Here is an 18,625-nt window from a genome sequence, read left to right on the forward strand (position 1 = left end):
GGTTCCAAATTTGGAACGTCCTAAGTTAACGAGTTCGTTCATTCTATTTCTTTCTAATACCGGAAATTAATGTTTTTCAAATACTTCCTTCACAATATAGTAAGATTGCTTTAATCTTTCTTTATAATTGGGCATATCCCAATTTTCCCAACTATAACCTTTCATTTCTCCTAACTGTTGTCCTTCAACTGAAGGGAAAGCATCTGTGACTCTTCCCTCCTTATCGACCATCATCACTCCTGCAAAGATTTCCTTGATAAACTTACTAGCCGACACCCCATCGGCATATAAATCTCCAATAAATTCCTTCTGACTAGGGTCCTTCGCTTGAAGTAATAACCATGGAATTCTCATTTCTACCACACCGTTTTCACTAATGTAATAATCTGCTAAAGAGTCGTAATCCTCTGCTTCTGGATTCCCGTTTCCTTGTCTTAATTTGCCTGTTTCATAAGACGCAAAAGGTAAGGTCTTCTTTTGCTGAGGCAAATACAATTCTCTATTTAAGGCGTAGTGAATAGGAGAAAAAAACCCAGTATTTTTCTCTGATTGTGCTGCTTTTGCATCGATGAGATTTAAATGCTTGCTATAGAAATAACGGAAAAAATCATAGTATTGATCCACTCGGATACTCGATTCATGCTCATCCAAATTAATGTAGAAATCAATGCCATTTTTAAAGGAAAGGCTGCTGAACTGAGCAATATGATGATTTCCCTGATTTGGTACGACATCTAATAAAATTACTGGATGCCCGCTCCCTACTTTATTTATATCCAAACGAATATATAAATATCGTTCATCGTGATCAACATACATTGCTTTTAATTGTCCATCTTGTTTTTCGTAAATAGGTGCCGTTTTCCAATCTTCCGTTACTCCATCAACTTGAATTTTATGTGTATCAAAACTTAACAAACCAAATTGTTGTTCGTTTGTTTGGGCATTCGACCAATATGGACGTCGATCAGGATTGTCATAATCCATCGTGTTCCACGTTCTTTTAAACCATTCATCCTGCCAAGTAAATACAAGTCCTCCTAAAAGTTCCTCAGCGACAATGTCTTCATATAAATGGCTTGTAATTTCACCCTGTTCTTTCTCAGATAAAAATCCCTGATTCCAGCCAAAGGGATTTTCATGGGTTAATCCTCTTGAACTCGGAACACCAAATTCTGCAACTAAAATAGGAATTCGATGGGCATCATGCAGTTCAGATAAATATGCAGCATAGCTATTAAATTCACCACGATGATCGACATAGGTTTGATATGACTCCTCAAAATTAAAAAAGTCTGGATAATACGGATAAATATGATATGACGCAAATTGCTTCGTCAAATTCATTTCATTTTTGGTATAAATAACATTCGGATTGACCCCGACTAAATCTTCTTGTTCGTTTGGTTCTGCAGGATGCTCCAAAATATCTGTTGTCACCCAGTTTGTAAAGCTTACCGGTCTTATCGCTTGATAGTGCTTAATCTCATAATCAACAAGAAATTCCAATTGTTTCGCAAGCCAATGTTCGAAAGGCTTTGCATCCTTGGTCTCAAAATATTGTCCATTAAAGTCACCAATTGAGGTGTATTCTTCATTCATATTTAAAACCATATACGGGTACCACTCAATCCCAATAACCCACCCGATAACATATTCTGAAATATCTGAGCGGTATATCCCTGAAGCGTGCCCTGCTTCAGGCTGTACGTTGTTATTTCCATGGACAACGTCAACAATTTTCTTCATCTCATGTTGGAATTCTTGAAGAATATCCTTATCAAAAACATCGAGTGATTCCTCTATCTTTTCTTCATTCATCCATACACCGTGGAATACGTAAATTTTCTCTTCGTGAGACTCATTATACCGCTTTAATGCATCATAGAAACCTGGTGGATGAAGGGTATACACCCTTATGGCATTTGCATTCATTTCGCCAATTTGCTCAAACCAGCGGTAATATTCCTCTTCTGTAATAGCAGCCTCTCCAGGGAAATATCCAGGTTTCCCCATCCCTAAATTTACTCCCTTAATTCTCATACGAACCCATTCATTATCCTTAAGTATTTCAAAGGAATTATTTTCGATACGAGCGCCATAATTCAATTTATCTGTATCAATATCAACAACACTATTATCTTTTTTTCTATTACTCTCAAAACTTTCAAGAATACTTGTCATCATTGGTACATAAGTTTTCCAATAAAATGCTGCATCAGAAAACGTATTTAAAACACTGTATGCTCCTTGTAATCCTTTCATTTGATAAAAAGAGGGTACATGCTCAATATCATTATAATCACCGGCAAAATAATATGTTGTTGCTGAACCGTATCCATTCTTTAATACTGCAGCGAATTCCGTTGGGATTTCATTTTCATTCAGAAGTTCCATCCCTGCTTCAGTAAGGCTCCACTCATATTCCGCTAGTACTTCCGATCCAGACTTGGCTGTTACGATATCAAACCAATATTCATAATTTGGGCTTTTTGTTAATCCAAATTGTTTAGAGCCCTGATCTGTGAAACGGATAGAAATCCCCTTATCCTTTAAATGTTTATTGTTTTCCAATACCACAACCTGATAATTGATATCGTTAACTAATATAAAGCCTTCTCCTTCATATCTCCATGAATCCCCAAATTCGTCTACTATCCATTGCGGGATCTCCTTGTTCTTTGCGGGGTTTAGCTCTTGAAAATATCGTCCAGTCCAACCGGACCAATTCAAGCCTAGAAAGTCTGCAACTTTCTTCCTAACTTCTTCATTTGTTGGGGAAGCGAAAGTGTTATACTCGGCAACCAATAGGCTTTTTTCATTTTGGCTTAAGCGATTTACGATGGCACCCCACTCCTCTTCAGTCAAACCGCCATGTATTTTTTCAGAACGAGCTCCTCTTCGATCTTGTTCATACCAAGGAAGATCCTGCTCATACACTCCGTAAGTATCGGCTATATATATCACATCATAGTTCGAATAGTCATTTGGAAGTTTGGATACTTTGTAGCTCTTTTGTTTATCATCTGGAATGAAACCGTAATAGTCATTAACAAGAGAATATGGACTTTTGTCTTTTTTTGAATACTTTAAATGATTCAGCAACCATATAATTCCTTTATGCTCACGATATGTTTCATTTGGAACCGTTTTATCAATCACTGCAATCGACAACTGTTTATCATCCTCTAGAAACCATAAAAAAATCGGCAACACCATGATTACTAGAAAACAAAAAACGGTAATAAGAAACTTTCTCATGCTTATATCCCTTTCTTCGAGAGGCCAACCCGGTTCATACTGCCCCAGTCTTTTCTTTTCAATAAAACCTGTATAAATCCCTCACATCTCCAAATAAGCGTGAGTGGTCTATACCAAAAAATTTCTGTTAGTGACATGAGCATTAGCACAAAGACCTCCCTTATTTTTGGGTAAGTGTTCATAGCCCATGCCTCTAGCAAAATGGAAGCAACAGAAAATACTGTTCCGTATATGACAAATAAAAGGATTAGTAATAACGAAAATTCGTAATAGATGTCCCCCATAAAAAAAGCGATAATCACATATATATAGCCTCCCAGTTCAATAAGAGGTCCTAAGCATTCAACGATCCAAAAAAGTGGAAATGAAATCAACCCAATTCGACCATATTTAAAATTGAATGACATCTTTCTATGCTTTGTCATACTTTCAATCAGACCTTGATGCCATCTTCGTCTCTGCTGTCGTAGCACTGATAGGCTTTCCGGCGCTTCCGTCCAGCAAACCGGATCTGGAACAAACTCGATCCTCTTATTGATCTTATTTTCTTTTAGATACCGGTGAAGCTTAACGACCAATTCCATGTCTTCTCCAATCATGTGGTTTGAATATCCTCCGACTTCCACCACATGTTTCTTTGAAAAGACGCTAAACGCTCCCGATATGATCAATATTAAATTAAATGTACTTAATGCCATTCTCCCCATTAAAAATGCTCGCATATACTCGACGACTTGCATAACAACTAGATAATTTTTTGACAACTTCGTTTGAAAAACAGTACCCATTTGAACTTGCGTACCGTTGGCAATCCGTACATTGCCACCAGCTCCAATCACATCGCCATTTCCCAGAATAATAGGCTTCATCACTCTTAATAGAGATTTTTCATCTAAGATGGAATCTCCATCTACTGAACAAAAATAAGGATAGTTAGAAAAATTAATCCCGACATTTAATGCATCAGCTTTGCCCCCATTCTCTTTTTCTACTAACCAGAGGTGGGGAAAGATTTCCGAATGATAAATATTTTTAATCGGTTTTGTTGGGATTTGCTCACGAATAATTTTATCAACTTTGACCATCTTAAATTCTTTTATTACCTTTTGCTGAGTACCATCTGTTGAACCGTCATTGACTATGATGAGTTCAGTTTGAGGATAGCGGAGACTCAACAAAGAGTGAATACTATTTATTATCCCTACTTCCTCATTAAACGCAGGGACAATGATGGAAATAGGTTTCGAAAAAAACAAATCGATATAGCCTTCATCTATATCCTGCTTCTCCAACTTGTACTGACGTCTTAGCTGAAAAAACGCAAATAGGAGCATGATGCCGTAGGAGATGACCACTACCAGCATATAAACAAGAATTAAGCCCCCGAAAAAAAGCATCACAAATTCCCAAATCTTAAAAAAACTCATTTCCTAACTTTCCTTTCCAAGCACTTGATTTGCCATTTCAATTGCATATCGATCATTAGAACTATTTATATAGCTTTGCAGAACTATCTTTCCATCCTTGTTACGCCCAATGGATTTTGCCGCTTGTGTTCGGACCCACCAATTTTCATCTTCGAGTAATTCTTGCAAATAAGATGAAGTAATCGATATTGGCAAAGCACCCAATAATTTGGCCATCATTAGCCGTTCTTCCCATATTTGAGAAGTAATAAAAGGCAAATATTTATCTAAGTCTGTGATAATGCCAATTTCAAAAATTGCTTTTAGTGTACGAATTCTAATTTCAGCATCATCATTGTGAAGACATGATTCCAAAAAAGATAAATATTGCGGTTCCCTCTTTACTCCCAAAATATCAATTAAAGAATATTGGCATTCCAAAGGCAAGTCATCCATTCTCACAATCAATTGTTCTAAAACTGTTGGATCAAGCCTATATAGAACCTTTTTATATTCATATTCTGTAAGTGTGGTAGGACACTGCAAAAGCTTTGTTATAAAAACCTCTTTATGGCAGATTGAGTATATTTTTAATAATTGTACTTGTTCTTGAAGTGTCAATTTCTTTATTTCAAGCTGTTCACACTCTTCCACCAGTTCGTCCATTTGAAAATCGAATATGTGATAAAGTGCATTCATTCTAGTACTCCATCTATGGCTTCTTATACGACTTCTATAATATTCCTTTAAATAGTTATTAGAAAAAAGTTTAATTTTTGCTAAGATTTCAGAATCGGAAATATTATATAAATATGAAGAAAATATTTCTTCCACAGCTTTTACTTCACTCTCATTATTAGGGATTAGTGTGGAGCTAGGCTCTCTATCTTCAATTAAATACGAATACCATTCCTTCTGTTTTGTCTCAATGTACTTCATCTTTTTTTTATTTCTAGAAACTTCCAATCCCCTTTTTAACATTAAATATGCGATGACTACAAGTAGGAGAGCAAACATTAGAACAGTGATTGTCAGTAATATGCGAATTGAAAGTTCAATCATAGCCATAACCTTTCTATCGTTCTTCTTAACTTTCCTTCAAACAGTCTTAAATTAAAGGGTTTCATTAAATATTCATCAACCCCTTGCTTATAAGCGAAAATCATCTCTTCCTCAGATTTCCTTTTGGTCATCATATAGATGATAAATTTTTTATTATTCGGTAATTTTCTTATTGTATGCAAAACCTCAAGTCCGTTTTTTCTCGGCAATATATCATTCATGATAATAATATGGGTATGCGCTGAGCGGAACCATTCTGAGTTTAGAAAGTCATAACCATCTTGAAATCCTTTTATCTCTAGTTGAAAAGGGTTAACTGAAATGTTTTCGATTGAGGTTATGAGAATAGAGCGAAACAAATCATCCTCGTCTAACACACTGATTCTTATTATTTCCAAATCCTTTTTCTTAAAAGAAGTAATTCTTTCAATTCCCCAAGGTCGATTTTTCACCGACTCCTCTAACCTTTCTTGTCCTTGTTGTAATAATTCTTCGAAAGAAACATCTTGATTATTGACTTCAGCTATACTTGCAGTCATTCCAAGAGAGTTCATTTGAAAATGCTCTTTTGTTTGAAGAAGAGAGTATATTCTTTTGAGGAAAGCTTCAGCTTCCTCCTCCCCACTTTCTGAAAGGATTAAAAACCAAGTTAATTCACGATTTAATTTTGACACTAAGTCCGTTTGGCGAATGTTTTTTAATAGAAACTGAGACAACTCCGTTTCTAATTGTTCTACATCTTCTGCAGTAAAGTCCTTATCTCTACAAACGGTTAAAAACACTCCTGTAATGGGAATTCTTGAGCGTACAACCCCTGCTTTTAAAACATTAAAGAAGACCTTCATTTGTTTTTTGTTCAATAAGAATTCTTCCTGAGTGAATTCAATTTCATCTCTCGTCGAAATACTCATGCTTATCACTCCAATGAATAATGTTTGACTGGTTTCTTTTATTCATGCCTTTATTTTCAAAAAAGCTAATTATTGTTTCTTTTGAAATACTCTCTTACTGCCCAACCTCATCAACCTATTTTTAGCAGAAAACTCTTAACAAACTCTTAAATTTATCATTTATGAATGAATATTACGTTTTTCATTGCATGAGGAGCAACAAAAATAGGAGAAAGCAAACAAAACGAAAAAAAGACACAAACCTAAATAAGTTTAAGGTCTGTGCATTTAACTTGATGACCAGTGAGGCAGTCATCACCTTTTTAGACTGTATTAACATTAAATATAGCTATTACTTACTAATAAGTCCAGATCTAATCTTTGCCTTTTCATATCACTCTAACTGCTTTTTTGTTTTCAAAAGTCAAAAAAAGGGACATTCCCTTTAAGAACGCCCTTATACAAATAAAAACATGAAAAAATTGGTATCACCCTGAACCAACAATGGTTCAGGTTCTATCTGAAAAAATAACTTAATACATTCTTGACCAGCCTTTTTTAATTGACAAGCTTCTCCCACTCAGAAGGTTCCTTTTTCCACTCTGTTAAATTCTTTAAATCTTTTTCTTGAATATAGCCTTTTGCCTCTGCTACTTCAATTAAACTAGAAAAATCAGACAGTGAATAAGCATTGACTCCCGCATCGACAAGTTTTTCTCTGCCTTTCTCTAATTCATAGGTAAAAATGGAAACAGCCCCCAACACTTCACAACCGGCTTCCCTTAATGCAGCAACTGCTGTTATGACACTACCTCCAGTAGAAATGAGGTCTTCTACAACCACTACTTTTTGCCCTTTCAACGCTTTTCCTTCTATTTGCTTCCCCTTACCATGCCCCTTTGCTTTTGAACGGACATAGCACATCGGTAAATCAAGCAGATCACTTACCCAAGCTGCATGCGGTATTCCAGCAGTAGCCGTTCCCGCTATAAGCTCAGCATCTGGGAATTTTTCTACTATCAAGTCCTTTAAACCATTCGCAATTTCCTTACGAATATGCGGGTAAGAAAGCGTTAAGCGGTTGTCACAGTAAATCGGTGACCGTAATCCGGACGACCAAGTGAACGGTTCGTCCGGCCTCAAAGCTACTGCCCCTATTTCTAATAATCTCGCAGCGATGACATTCTTCATATGCGCACACCCTCCCATGCCTGTTTATATGCTTGATAGCTTGCGTACGGATTTTCTGCTTTTGTAATACCACGTCCAACTACGATTGCCGATACACCGGCTTCTCTTGCTTCATCTGGTGTCGCTACTCTTTTTTGATCCTGAACAAGATCGGAGTTTAAGCGGATTCCAGGTGTCACCGTTAGAAACTCTTTTCCTAAATGGTGGTGAATTATTTTTACTTCATGGGATGAACAAACAACCCCATCAATTCCCGCTTCCTGTGCAATTAAAGAATAATGGAGAACCGATTCCTGAAGAGTTGCTTCGATCAGTTGTTCACTTCTCATTTGCTGTTCGGAAGTACTTGTCAATTGGGTCACAGCGATACAGGAGGGTCTTACCTCTCCAGCCTTTGTTCCAGCTTCAAGTCCTTCAAGTGCAGCCATCATCATGTCTTTTCCCCCTGCCGCATGAACATTGACAAGGTCACAGCCTAACTTCGCTAAGCCTTTCATCGCACTGTATACCGTGTTGGGGATATCATGCAATTTCAAATCGAGAAAAATTTGATGCTCTTTATCCTTTATTTCTTGAATAATTTGAGGACCTTCCTGATAAAAAAGCTCCATACCAACCTTTACAAAGAGCCTTTCATCTCGAAATTGATCTATAAATTGGAATACCTCATTCTTATTTGAAAAATCAAGGGCAACGATCAGTGGATGGTTCAAATTAATTCCAGCTCCTTCCCGTACATTCAGAAATATGGTCAAATCCAAGTTGATCGAGTAATTCTGGTAAGTCTTTAATGATTTTTGGACAAACGAAAGGGTCGACAAAGTTAGCAGTTCCGACAGCAATAGCACTTGCCCCTGCATAGAAAAATTCAATGACATCCTCCGCTGATTCAATGCCACCCATTCCAATGATCGGAATGTTCACTTGTTGGCTTACATCGTGAATCATACGGATTGCAACAGGTTTAATCGCTGGGCCTGATAATCCACCCGTTTTATTCGCTAAAATCGGTTTAGCGGTTTTCAAATCAAGCCTCATACCGAGGAGTGTGTTAATCATCGTGAGTCCGTCAGCCCCACCGTCTTCCACTGCTTTTGCCATCTCGACAATATTGGTAACATTGGGAGAAAGCTTTACATATACCGGAACCACCGATACTTCTTTTACTTTTTTTGTTAAACTTTTGGCTACTTCCGGAATCGTACCAAAGGCAATACCACCTGTTTTCACATTCGGACAGGAGATATTTAATTCAAGGGCTTGAACATTTGCTGCAGTGGAAATTCGCTTAGCAACTTCCACATAATCTTCTTCAGTAGATCCTGCAACATTGGCGATAATGGGGACATCAAACTGTTCTAGCCATGGCAGCTCATTATTCATGACTCCATCAATGCCTGGATTTTGCAAACCAATCGCATTTAACATTCCTGCTGCTGTTTCAGCAACCCGAGGTGTTGGGTTGCCAAAGCGTGGTTCAACTGTCGTGGCTTTAATCATAATCGCGCCTAAATCGTTTAAATTATATAAACCACCAAATTCTCTCCCAAAACCAAAGCATCCGGAAGCAGGCATGACCGGATTTTTTAAGTTTAAGCCTGGTAACTGGGTTTCTAATCGATTCATAGCACGACCTCCCCAGCTTTAAACACAGGTCCATCCGTACATACCTTTTTATAGGAAAATCCGAACGGGTCGTCAGCGGTATGGCATACGCAAGCAAAACAGGCTCCAATTCCACAACCCATTCTTTCCTCTAAGGATACATACACTTTTTTATGTGTTGCATACCCGGCTTCTACTGCCTTTAACATGGCCGTTGGTCCGCAAGAATAAATGGTATCAAAGCTTAACTCATTCATGACATCCGTTACAAAGCCTTTTGTACCGTGAGAACCATCGACGGTCGTTACATAGGTTGATCCAAAACTTTTAAATTTATCTTCATAGAACACCGCTGCATGGTTTTGAAAACCAAGGACATGTTTGACATTTACCCCTTTTTTCACAAGCTGCTTGGATAGCTCGTATAATGGAGGTACTCCAATCCCCCCTCCGACAAGTACAGCCGTCTCTCCCGCCTTCGTTTCCTCAATTGGAAATCCATGTCCCAATGGGCCAAGAATATCGACTGTTTCAGAGGTCTTTTTTGAAGACAAAATGGCAGTTCCTCGGCCATCTTTTCGGTAAATCAATGTAAATTCCTGATTTTCCTTGTTGACGTGTGCGATACTGAGCGGTCTACGAAGCAATGGGGCATAACCTGATGCCACCTTTACATGAACAAATTGACCTGGCTCATTCATTTTAGAGGTGAGCTCACCATGAAGGATGAGCTCATAAATGTTTTCAGCTATTTCTCTCTGTGAAACGATGGAACAATGCTCATTAACTATCACAGTAAAACCGCCTCTCGTGCTTTCGTTTGTTGCCCCATTGGTTCTGCCGCGAAAGTCATCGATTCAAGGACGCGAAGCATCGCCTCTGCCGTATCGAGTGACGTGAAGCACGGAATCCCATTTTCAACGGTCTCTCGACGGATTCTAAAGCCATCACGAGCCGGCTGTTTTCCTTTCGTTAAGGTGTTAATCACCAATTGCGCATTGCCATTGCGAATGACATCCAGTAGATCTGGACCATTTGTGCCAATTTTATCAACTACTTTCACTTCAATTCCTGCCGTTTGCAAAAATTCAGCCGTGCCACTCGTCGCCATTAATTGAAAGCCGATGGAAGCAAATCTTCTGGCAATTTGAAGCGATTCTTCTTTATCTTTGTCCGCCACCGTCATCAGGACATTACCGTGCGATTGAATTTTCATCCCTGATGCGACTAGACCTTTATACAATGCTTTTTCAAGGGTAATATCTTTGCCCATAACCTCCCCAGTTGATTTCATTTCTGGCCCTAATGTGATATCAACTCTTCTCAGCTTGGCAAAAGAGAATACAGGTACTTTCACATATACGCCTGATTGCGCTGGTACAAGTCCTGATTCATAACCTTGTTCTTTTAAAGTTTGACCAAGAATTACTTTGGTTGCAATGTTTGCCATAGGTACCTTCGTAATTTTACTTAAAAACGGAACGGTTCGGCTTGAACGAGGATTGACTTCAATAACGAATACTTCCCCTTTTGAGATTACGTACTGAATATTCAAAAGCCCAATAATTCCTAAACCTTTTGCTAATTTTTTCGTATAGTCAACTAGTGTTTTTTTAATTTCTTGCGTTAAGTTTTGTGGTGGATAAACGGCAATCGAATCTCCTGAGTGAACTCCAGCTCTTTCAATATGCTCCATAATTCCTGGAATCAAAACCGTTTCTCCATCACAAATGGCATCAATCTCAATTTCTTTTCCCGTTAAATAGCGGTCAATGAGAACAGGGTGCTCCGGATTGATTTTGACAGCATTTTTCATATAGTGTAAAAGTTCTTCCTCATGATAGACGATTTCCATCGCCCGTCCTCCAAGGACATAAGAAGGTCGAACTAACACTGGATAGCCGATGCTAGCAGCAATTTTCACTGCTTCTTCGGCAGATAAAGCCGTTTTCCCTTTTGGTTGCGGAATATTTAAGCGGGAAAGTGCATGTTCAAACTTATCACGATCCTCTGCTCCATCAATATTCTCAAGAGATGTTCCGAGAATTTTCACGCCACGCTCGACAAGCTTAGAGGCAAGATTAATCGCCGTTTGTCCTCCAAACTGAACGACCACTCCTTCTGGCTTTTCTAAATCGATGATATGCATCACATCCTCGATCGTCAACGGTTCGAAGTAAAGCTTATCTGAAATACTGAAATCGGTTGAAACGGTTTCTGGATTATTGTTAATAATGATAGCCTCATAGCCTGCTTCCTTAATCGCCCATACGGCATGAACGGTTGAGTAATCAAACTCAATCCCTTGACCAATTCGGATTGGACCTGAGCCTAACACAACGACACTTTTCTTTTCCGTTACAATCGACTCATTTTCATCCTCATATGAACCATAATAGTATGGTGTTTCAGATTCAAACTCAGCTGCACATGTGTCTACCATTTTATATACTGGTAAAATACCTTGTTCTTTACGCCATTCATAAATTTCAAGCTCACTACAATTCCAAATTTCTGCGAGTGCAATATCTGAAAAGCCCATTTCTTTCGCTTTTTTCCCAACTTCTAAATCAAAATGCTTGTCGCTAATTTTTTGTTCGAACTTGATGATTTTTTCCATTTTATGAAGGAAAAAGAGGTCAATTTGACTCCAATCATGAATCGTTTCAATGCTGTATCCTCTTCTTAATGCTTCTCCGATATAAAACAGTCTTTCGTCTCCAGCTTTTCGGATTCGTTTTTCCAACAATTCGTTGTTAATTTCATCCGCATCGTTTAAGGCTAAATGGTAAACCCCTGCCTCTAATGAGCGAATCGCTTTTAACAAGGATTCTTCAAATGTACGCCCGACAGCCATCACTTCTCCTGTCGCTTTCATTTGCGTACCTAAACTTCGCTTAGCTGAATCAAATTTATCGAACGGCCAGCGTGGAATTTTCGTAACGATGTAATCAAGTGCAGGCTCAAAGCTTGCATATGTTTTTCCTGTAATCGGGTTCAACATCTCATCCAAAGTCAAGCCAACCGCAATTTTTGCCGCAAGCTTAGCGATTGGGTAACCCGTTGCTTTTGATGCTAATGCAGAAGAACGACTGACCCTTGGGTTTACTTCAATGATGTAATATTGAAAGCTATATGGATCAAGTGCTAGCTGGACATTACAGCCCCCTTCAATTCCTAGAGCACGGATAATTTTTAACGATGTGTTACGAAGAAGCTGATATTCTCTGTCACTAAGCGTTTGGCTAGGCGCAACAACAATAGAATCCCCAGTGTGAACACCGACTGGGTCAATATTCTCCATATTACATACGACAATCGCATTGTCATTTGCATCTCTCATTACCTCGTATTCTATTTCCTTATAACCAGCAATGCTTTTTTCTAATAAACACTGGGTGACAGGGCTATATTTCAAACCACTTTGTACAGTTTCAGCCAGCTCTGCTTCGTTATGGCAAATTCCGCCACCAGTACCGCCTAATGTAAAAGCAGGACGGACAATGACCGGATAATCAACCATTTTCACAAATTGAAATGCTTCTTCTAAATTGTGGATAATTTCACTCTCAGGGACAGGCTCGCCTAAATCATTCATTAATGTTCTGAAAAGATCCCTGTCTTCCGCTTGTTCGATTGCTGATAATTTTGTCCCTAATATTTCAACCCCACATTCTTCAAGGACCCCCGATTTAGCCAATTCAACTGCTAAGTTCAGGCCAGTTTGCCCTCCTAATGTTGGTACGATTGCATCTGGACGTTCTTTGCGAATAATACGACTTACGAATTCAAGTGTAAGTGGCTCAATATAAACCACATCTGCCATTTCAGTATCCGTCATAATCGTTGCCGGATTGGAGTTAACGAGTATAACCTTATATCCCTCTTCCTTTAAGGCGATACATGCTTGTGTCCCTGCGTAATCAAATTCCGCTGCTTGACCGATAACAATCGGCCCTGATCCGATGACTAATATACTGTTTATATCTGTACGCTTTGGCATTTGTTTACACCACTTTCCTCAGATTCTATTAAACTCATAAATTGGTCAAATAAATAATTGGCATCCTCTGGACCTGGTGAAGCTTCAGGGTGATATTGCACGGTAAAGGCCGGTACATCTTTATGCTGTAAACCTTCAATCGTTCCATCATTAAGTGCGATATGTGTAACTTCTAAACGAGTATTTACAATCGATTTCTCTTCTACCGTATAGCCATGATTTTGAGACGTGATCGCCACTTTCCCAGTTCGTAAGTCCTTTACTGGATGATTGGAACCTCGATGGCCAAACTTCATTTTTTCTGTATTGGCACCACATGCTAAAGCAAAGAGCTGATGTCCTAAGCAAATCCCGAACATCGGTACTTTTCCTAACATTTCTTTAATCATTTCGATTGCCTCCGGGACATCCTTTGGATCCCCAGGACCGTTTGAAAGCATGATTCCATCTGGGTTCAAAGCGAGTACTTCTTCTGCTGTCACATTGTAGGGCACGACGAGTACATCACAATTTCGCTTGTTTAATTCTCGTAAAATCCCGTGCTTCATCCCATAATCAACCAAAACGACTCTTTTCCCTCTTCCAGGACTTGGATAAGCTGTTTTTGTAGAAACTTGCTTCACTTGGTCGACTCTTAATGGCGTTGCTCTTAACTGTTGTAGAACCGACTGTACGTTTTCTTCAATATGACAAATGGCTCCTTTTAATGTTCCGTGCTGCCGAATGATTCTTGTTAATTTTCTTGTATCAATTCCAGCAATTCCCGGGATATTTTTACTTAGAAAATAATCATTCAATGAAATTTCACTGCGAAAATTGGACGGAAAATCCGCTACTTCCTTCACAATAAATCCTGAAATCGCTGGCGTTATCGACTCAAAATCGTCTCTATTGATGCCGTAATTTCCAATGAGAGGATACGTTAAGGTAACAATCTGTCCACAATAGGATGGGTCAGATAAAATTTCCTGATAGCCTGTCATTCCTGTATTAAATACAACTTCTCCAAGTGTCCTTTTGTCGCTGCCAAATCCGTCTCCAATAAAGACGCTACCATCTTCTAGAATTAATTGCCTTTTCATTCCTCTACACTCTCCCTGATGTAAGCAATTTTTCCACCGACGATTGTCAACTGGGGCCAACCTGCACACTCCCAACCTGTAAACGGAGTATTTCTTCCTTTTGATAGAAATTTTTCTGGTGTTACCTTATCCTGATACTCTAAATCGATTAATGTAATATCCGCTGCCTTGCCCACTTCAAGCCTTCCGAATGGCAATGCAAAAGTTTCAGCAGGTTTTACCGTTAAATAATCAATCAATTCCTTTAAGGTAATAATTCCTTCTTTTACTAAATAGGTATACAGAAGCGGAAATGCTGTTTCTAATCCCACAATTCCAAATGGGGCCAACGCCATTCCTTCTCCCTTTTCCTCTGCTGTGTGGGGAGCATGATCTGTTGCAATAAAGTCAATCGTTCCATCGAGTAGACCTGCAATTAATGCTTCTCGATCCGCTTTGCTTCTAAGTGGCGGATTCATCTTGTAATTCGGGTCTAATCCAGGGATATCATCCTCGCACAATAATAGATGATGAGGTGTAACTTCTGCTGTTACCTTAATACCAGCCCGTTTCGCATCACGTACAACTCTCACCGATTCCTTCGTACTTATATGACAAACATGGTAATGACAACCGGCAGCTTCTGCTAACAGTACATCACGGGCAATATGTACAGATTCGCACACAGAAGGGATTCCATTAATGCCATGTTCTTTTGAAAAAGTTCCTTCGTGAACAGCCCCTTTGTTAATGAGCGTATTTTCTTCACAATGGGCCACTATCGGCATATTTAATGCCGCCGCTCTTTTCATCGCCTCTAGCATCATGGCAGCGCTTTGTACCCCGACGCCATCATCCGTAAAGGCAAAAGCTCCTGCCTCTTTCAATTCTGCAAAGTTAGTCAGCTCCTGTCCAAGCTCACGAATGGTTATAGAAGCATAAGGAAGCACTCTTACCGCCGCTGTTTCTTCAATTCGTTTGTTCAGCCATTGTAATTGTTCCTTTGAATCTGGAACCGGTCGCGTATTGGGCATTGGTGCCACCGTTGTAAAGCCACCTTTAGCTGCCGCTAATGTACCTGTTTCAATCGTTTCCTTCTTTTCTCCACCTGGCTCACGAAGGTGCACATGTAAATCAATGAACCCTGGTGCAACAAGAAGTCCTTCAGCGTCAATGAGTTCATCCGCTTCTGTTGAAAGAGATGCTCCGATTTCTTTAATAATCCCATTTTCGATGAATATATCTCTGTTTTGTAATTCCCCATCTTTAGTAAGCAACAGACCATTTTTGATGATCATTGACATTTGCTTTTCCCCCTTGTTGTAATGCTCGTTTTAATACGGCCATCCGTACATACACACCATTTTCCATTTGTTTAAAAATTCTTGAGCGTTCACACTCAACGAGCGAGCCCGCAATTTCCACATCTCGATTAACCGGTGCGGGATGCATGATAATGCTACCGGCTTTCATTCTTTGTTCCCTTTCAAGTGTGAGACCGAATTTTTGATGATACACCGCCTTCCCCTCTTGCCCCTCCTGCTCATGTCTTTCATGCTGAATCCGCAACAGCATAACGACATCAGAAGTTACAATAGCCTGCTCAATCTCCTCGTATCGGCCATGCTCCAATAAGCTGTCATCAAACCATTCTTTTGGTCCAGAAAAGACAATCTCTGCCCCTAAGCGCTTTAAAACATTGGCATTGGAACGAGCAACTCGACTATGGCGGATGTCCCCGATAATGGCCACCTTTAAACCGTAGAAACGGCCAAACTCCTGTTGGATTGTTAGCAGGTCTAGCAATGATTGAGTTGGATGATGGCCGCAGCCGTCTCCAGCATTTAAAATCGGAATTTGAATTTGCTCTTCCAATTCTGCAAAATAACTATCTATACTATGGCGGATGACTACCGCCTCTACTCCTACTGATTGTAAGGTTCTAATTGTGTCATAAAGAGTTTCTCCCTTTAATACGCTCGATGCATTTACTTCAAACGGGACAACTTCTAATCCTAGTTTTCTCTCAGCGACTTCAAAGCTGCACTTCGTTCTCGTACTCGGCTCAAAAAATAGATTGGCAACAAAAGTTTGCTTCTCCGGCTTCCAAACAGCTCCCTCAGAAAATGCTTGTGCATCCTCTAAAATCGTTCTCACTTCTTCTAGTGATAAGGTGTTCGTTGTTAATAAATGCTTCAATTAAAAGAACCTCCTTTTTTATAAACTTTGTTATATGTCGATCTTGATTTTTGATTCATTGCCTCTCCAATTCCATGAAATCACCACTTCACACGAATTAAAGACAAAAATCATTTTTAACAAAGCCATTTAGTAAAAAAAAAACACCCTGAAAACATTCAGGGTGTTTTAAATAATGCCGGTTTCAAAGATAGCGTTACGCAACATTATCTTCACTACCAACTTATTTCACCCTTGTAAATCTCTCGGATTTAATTAAAAGGCTGAACATATAACGTTTTTTATCGTAAATCTAAACCCATTTTAACGCAGCTAAAGTTTTTAAGGATGCTGTCTTTTTCCCCACAACATGACATTTTTTCTGCATCACAAACTGATTTAGAAGCGCAAGTATCATTAAATGGTGTACCTATGCAATATCCTGATTAACAGCAGCATCAGATTCAAGGTTTCCTTGCTCTCTGCCAGGCAATACAATATTGAGAATTACTCCAACAATAGCAGCTAAAGCCATGCCCTCGACACTAAAAGCTTCTGAAATTTTCAAAGCTGCTCCGCCAATCCCCAATACTAAAATGACCGAAGAGATGACTAAATTTCGATTATTCCCGAAGTCGATCTTACTCTCAACTAGCATGCGCAATCCGCTTGATGCAATAATTCCAAAAAGTAAAATGGAAATTCCGCCAAGCACTGCAGTCGGAATCGTCTGGATGAATGCCATCGCTTTGCCAACGAATGAGAAGAGAATCGCAATGATCGCTGCACCGAAAATCACATATACTGAATAAACTCTCGTGATTGCCAAAACTCCAATATTTTCTCCATATGTCGTTTTAGGTGGACCTCCCAAAAACGCACTGACAAAGGTTCCTAATCCATCTGCAACAATGGAACGATGCAATCCAGGGTCTTTAATATAATTGCGGTTGACAACTCTTCCTAACACTAATTGATGTCCGATATGTTCAGAAATAGTGACAAAAACGATTGGAACCATCGCTAACAAAATGGAAGATGTAATCGAAAATTCGTAGTGAATACCAGGAAAGAGGAAGTCAGGCATCGCGAACCAACTTGCTTTTTTCACCGCTGTAAAATCAACGATACCTACGATAGCCGAATAAATATACCCAACGATTAAACCTAACAAAATGGGCATTGCACTTAAAATATTTTTAAAATACACGGTGAATATAATCGCCGCAAATAACGTTACTAACGCTGCTGTGAAATGGATAAAGCTATATTCTCCATTCACATTCATGGCCATATCTACTGCTGTTGCTGCTAAACCGAGTCCAATTACCATAATAACCGGTGCGACAACAATCGGTGGCAAGAGGCGCATTAACCATTTGTATCCCGTTTTCCAAATAATGAGTGAAACAATCCCGTAGGTAATCCCTACCGCCATCGCTCCAATCATGGCATTCCCTGGATTAACGCTCACTCCATTTTCATCAAGGCCTCCGGCTGCGATCAAGATCGGTGCGATGAATGCAAAGGATGAACCTAAATAGGCTGGTACTTTAAATTGTGTAATTAGCAGAAAAAGGATTGTTGCAATCCCGCTCGTTAATAGCGCGATTGCCGGACTCAATCCAACTAATTTAGGCACCAAAATCGTCGCTCCAAACATCGCAAACATATGCTGGAAGCTTAATGTGAGCATTTGTGTTGCTGTTGGTTTTTCATGAATATCAAGTACTGGTCTGTTCATTTCTATTCCCCCCTAATTAACTGCTCATCGCCGTACATAACTGGAAAGACCTTGTCGATACAGAAAATCCGATTCGGTATTTGCGAAAGGGAAGTGGCCTGAAGTTCGATAGCTTTGGCTACTTGAGCGAAACAATTCTTTAAATCAAAATCAGCTTATTCCGGCATAAAAAATACCTCTTTGAAAATTCCTTTCAAAGAGGCTAGGCGTAATAGCATAAGGGG

At 39.2% G+C, this 18,625-nt stretch carries 13 protein-coding genes; all 13 read right to left on the bottom strand.

What is annotated here, in order from left to right:
- Positions 1 to 66: 66 nt before the first annotated feature.
- A complete protein-coding gene (locus NST02_RS15385) occupies positions 67 to 3,261 on the bottom strand; it encodes a hypothetical protein (RefSeq protein ID WP_137742810.1) in 3,195 nt (1,064 codons plus the stop codon).
- Positions 3,262 to 3,263: 2 nt separating this feature from the next.
- On the bottom strand, positions 3,264 to 4,688 hold the full coding sequence (locus NST02_RS15390) for a glycosyltransferase family 2 protein (RefSeq protein ID WP_340949246.1): 1,425 nt from the start codon (positions 4,686 to 4,688) through the stop codon (positions 3,264 to 3,266).
- A 3-nt stretch (positions 4,689 to 4,691) separates the two neighbouring features.
- Positions 4,692 to 5,735, bottom strand: coding sequence for a HEAT repeat domain-containing protein (locus tag NST02_RS15395; protein ID WP_142946957.1), 1,044 nt, complete (start codon positions 5,733 to 5,735; stop codon positions 4,692 to 4,694).
- Positions 5,726 to 6,640 (bottom strand): response regulator, encoded by a 915-nt coding sequence (locus NST02_RS15400; protein WP_095313012.1) that lies wholly within the window; start codon positions 6,638 to 6,640, stop codon positions 5,726 to 5,728. The genes NST02_RS15395 and NST02_RS15400 overlap by 10 nt, the downstream gene beginning before the upstream one ends.
- A 537-nt stretch (positions 6,641 to 7,177) precedes the next feature.
- Positions 7,178 to 7,810, bottom strand: a complete 633-nt coding sequence (gene pyrE / locus NST02_RS15405) for an orotate phosphoribosyltransferase (RefSeq protein WP_095313014.1) — start codon at positions 7,808 to 7,810, stop codon at positions 7,178 to 7,180.
- Positions 7,807 to 8,523 carry an orotidine-5'-phosphate decarboxylase gene (pyrF, locus tag NST02_RS15410; protein WP_137742807.1) on the bottom strand — a complete coding sequence of 239 codons (717 nt, stop codon included), beginning with the start codon at positions 8,521 to 8,523 and terminating at the stop codon, positions 7,807 to 7,809. Before pyrF ends, pyrE begins: the two co-directional genes overlap by 4 nt.
- Position 8,524: 1 nt before the next feature.
- On the bottom strand, positions 8,525 to 9,436 hold the full coding sequence (locus NST02_RS15415) for a dihydroorotate dehydrogenase (RefSeq protein WP_095313018.1): 912 nt from the start codon (positions 9,434 to 9,436) through the stop codon (positions 8,525 to 8,527).
- Entirely contained in the window at positions 9,433 to 10,209 is a 777-nt protein-coding gene (locus NST02_RS15420) for a dihydroorotate dehydrogenase electron transfer subunit (RefSeq protein WP_235879389.1), read from the bottom strand. Before NST02_RS15420 ends, NST02_RS15415 begins: the two co-directional genes overlap by 4 nt.
- On the bottom strand, positions 10,206 to 13,418 hold the full coding sequence (gene carB, locus NST02_RS15425; protein ID WP_340949248.1) for a carbamoyl-phosphate synthase large subunit: 3,213 nt from the start codon (positions 13,416 to 13,418) through the stop codon (positions 10,206 to 10,208). The genes NST02_RS15420 and carB overlap by 4 nt, the downstream gene beginning before the upstream one ends.
- Positions 13,397 to 14,500, bottom strand: coding sequence for a carbamoyl phosphate synthase small subunit (locus NST02_RS15430; RefSeq protein WP_095313024.1), 1,104 nt, complete (start codon positions 14,498 to 14,500; stop codon positions 13,397 to 13,399). The genes carB and NST02_RS15430 overlap by 22 nt, the downstream gene beginning before the upstream one ends.
- On the bottom strand, positions 14,497 to 15,783 hold the full coding sequence (locus NST02_RS15435; protein ID WP_095313026.1) for a dihydroorotase: 1,287 nt from the start codon (positions 15,781 to 15,783) through the stop codon (positions 14,497 to 14,499). Before NST02_RS15435 ends, NST02_RS15430 begins: the two co-directional genes overlap by 4 nt.
- Positions 15,746 to 16,678: an aspartate carbamoyltransferase catalytic subunit gene (locus NST02_RS15440; RefSeq protein ID WP_095313028.1), complete on the bottom strand. Its 933-nt coding sequence runs from the start codon at positions 16,676 to 16,678 to the stop codon at positions 15,746 to 15,748. Before NST02_RS15440 ends, NST02_RS15435 begins: the two co-directional genes overlap by 38 nt.
- A 409-nt stretch (positions 16,679 to 17,087) precedes the next feature.
- Complete coding sequence (locus tag NST02_RS15445) at positions 17,088 to 18,401, bottom strand: solute carrier family 23 protein (protein WP_095313030.1); 1,314 nt, start codon at positions 18,399 to 18,401, stop codon at positions 17,088 to 17,090.
- Positions 18,402 to 18,625: the final 224 nt, after the last annotated feature.

This window comes from Robertmurraya sp. FSL W8-0741 (assembly GCF_038004005.1).
Taxonomy (GTDB): domain Bacteria; phylum Bacillota; class Bacilli; order Bacillales; family Cytobacillaceae; genus Robertmurraya; species Robertmurraya siralis.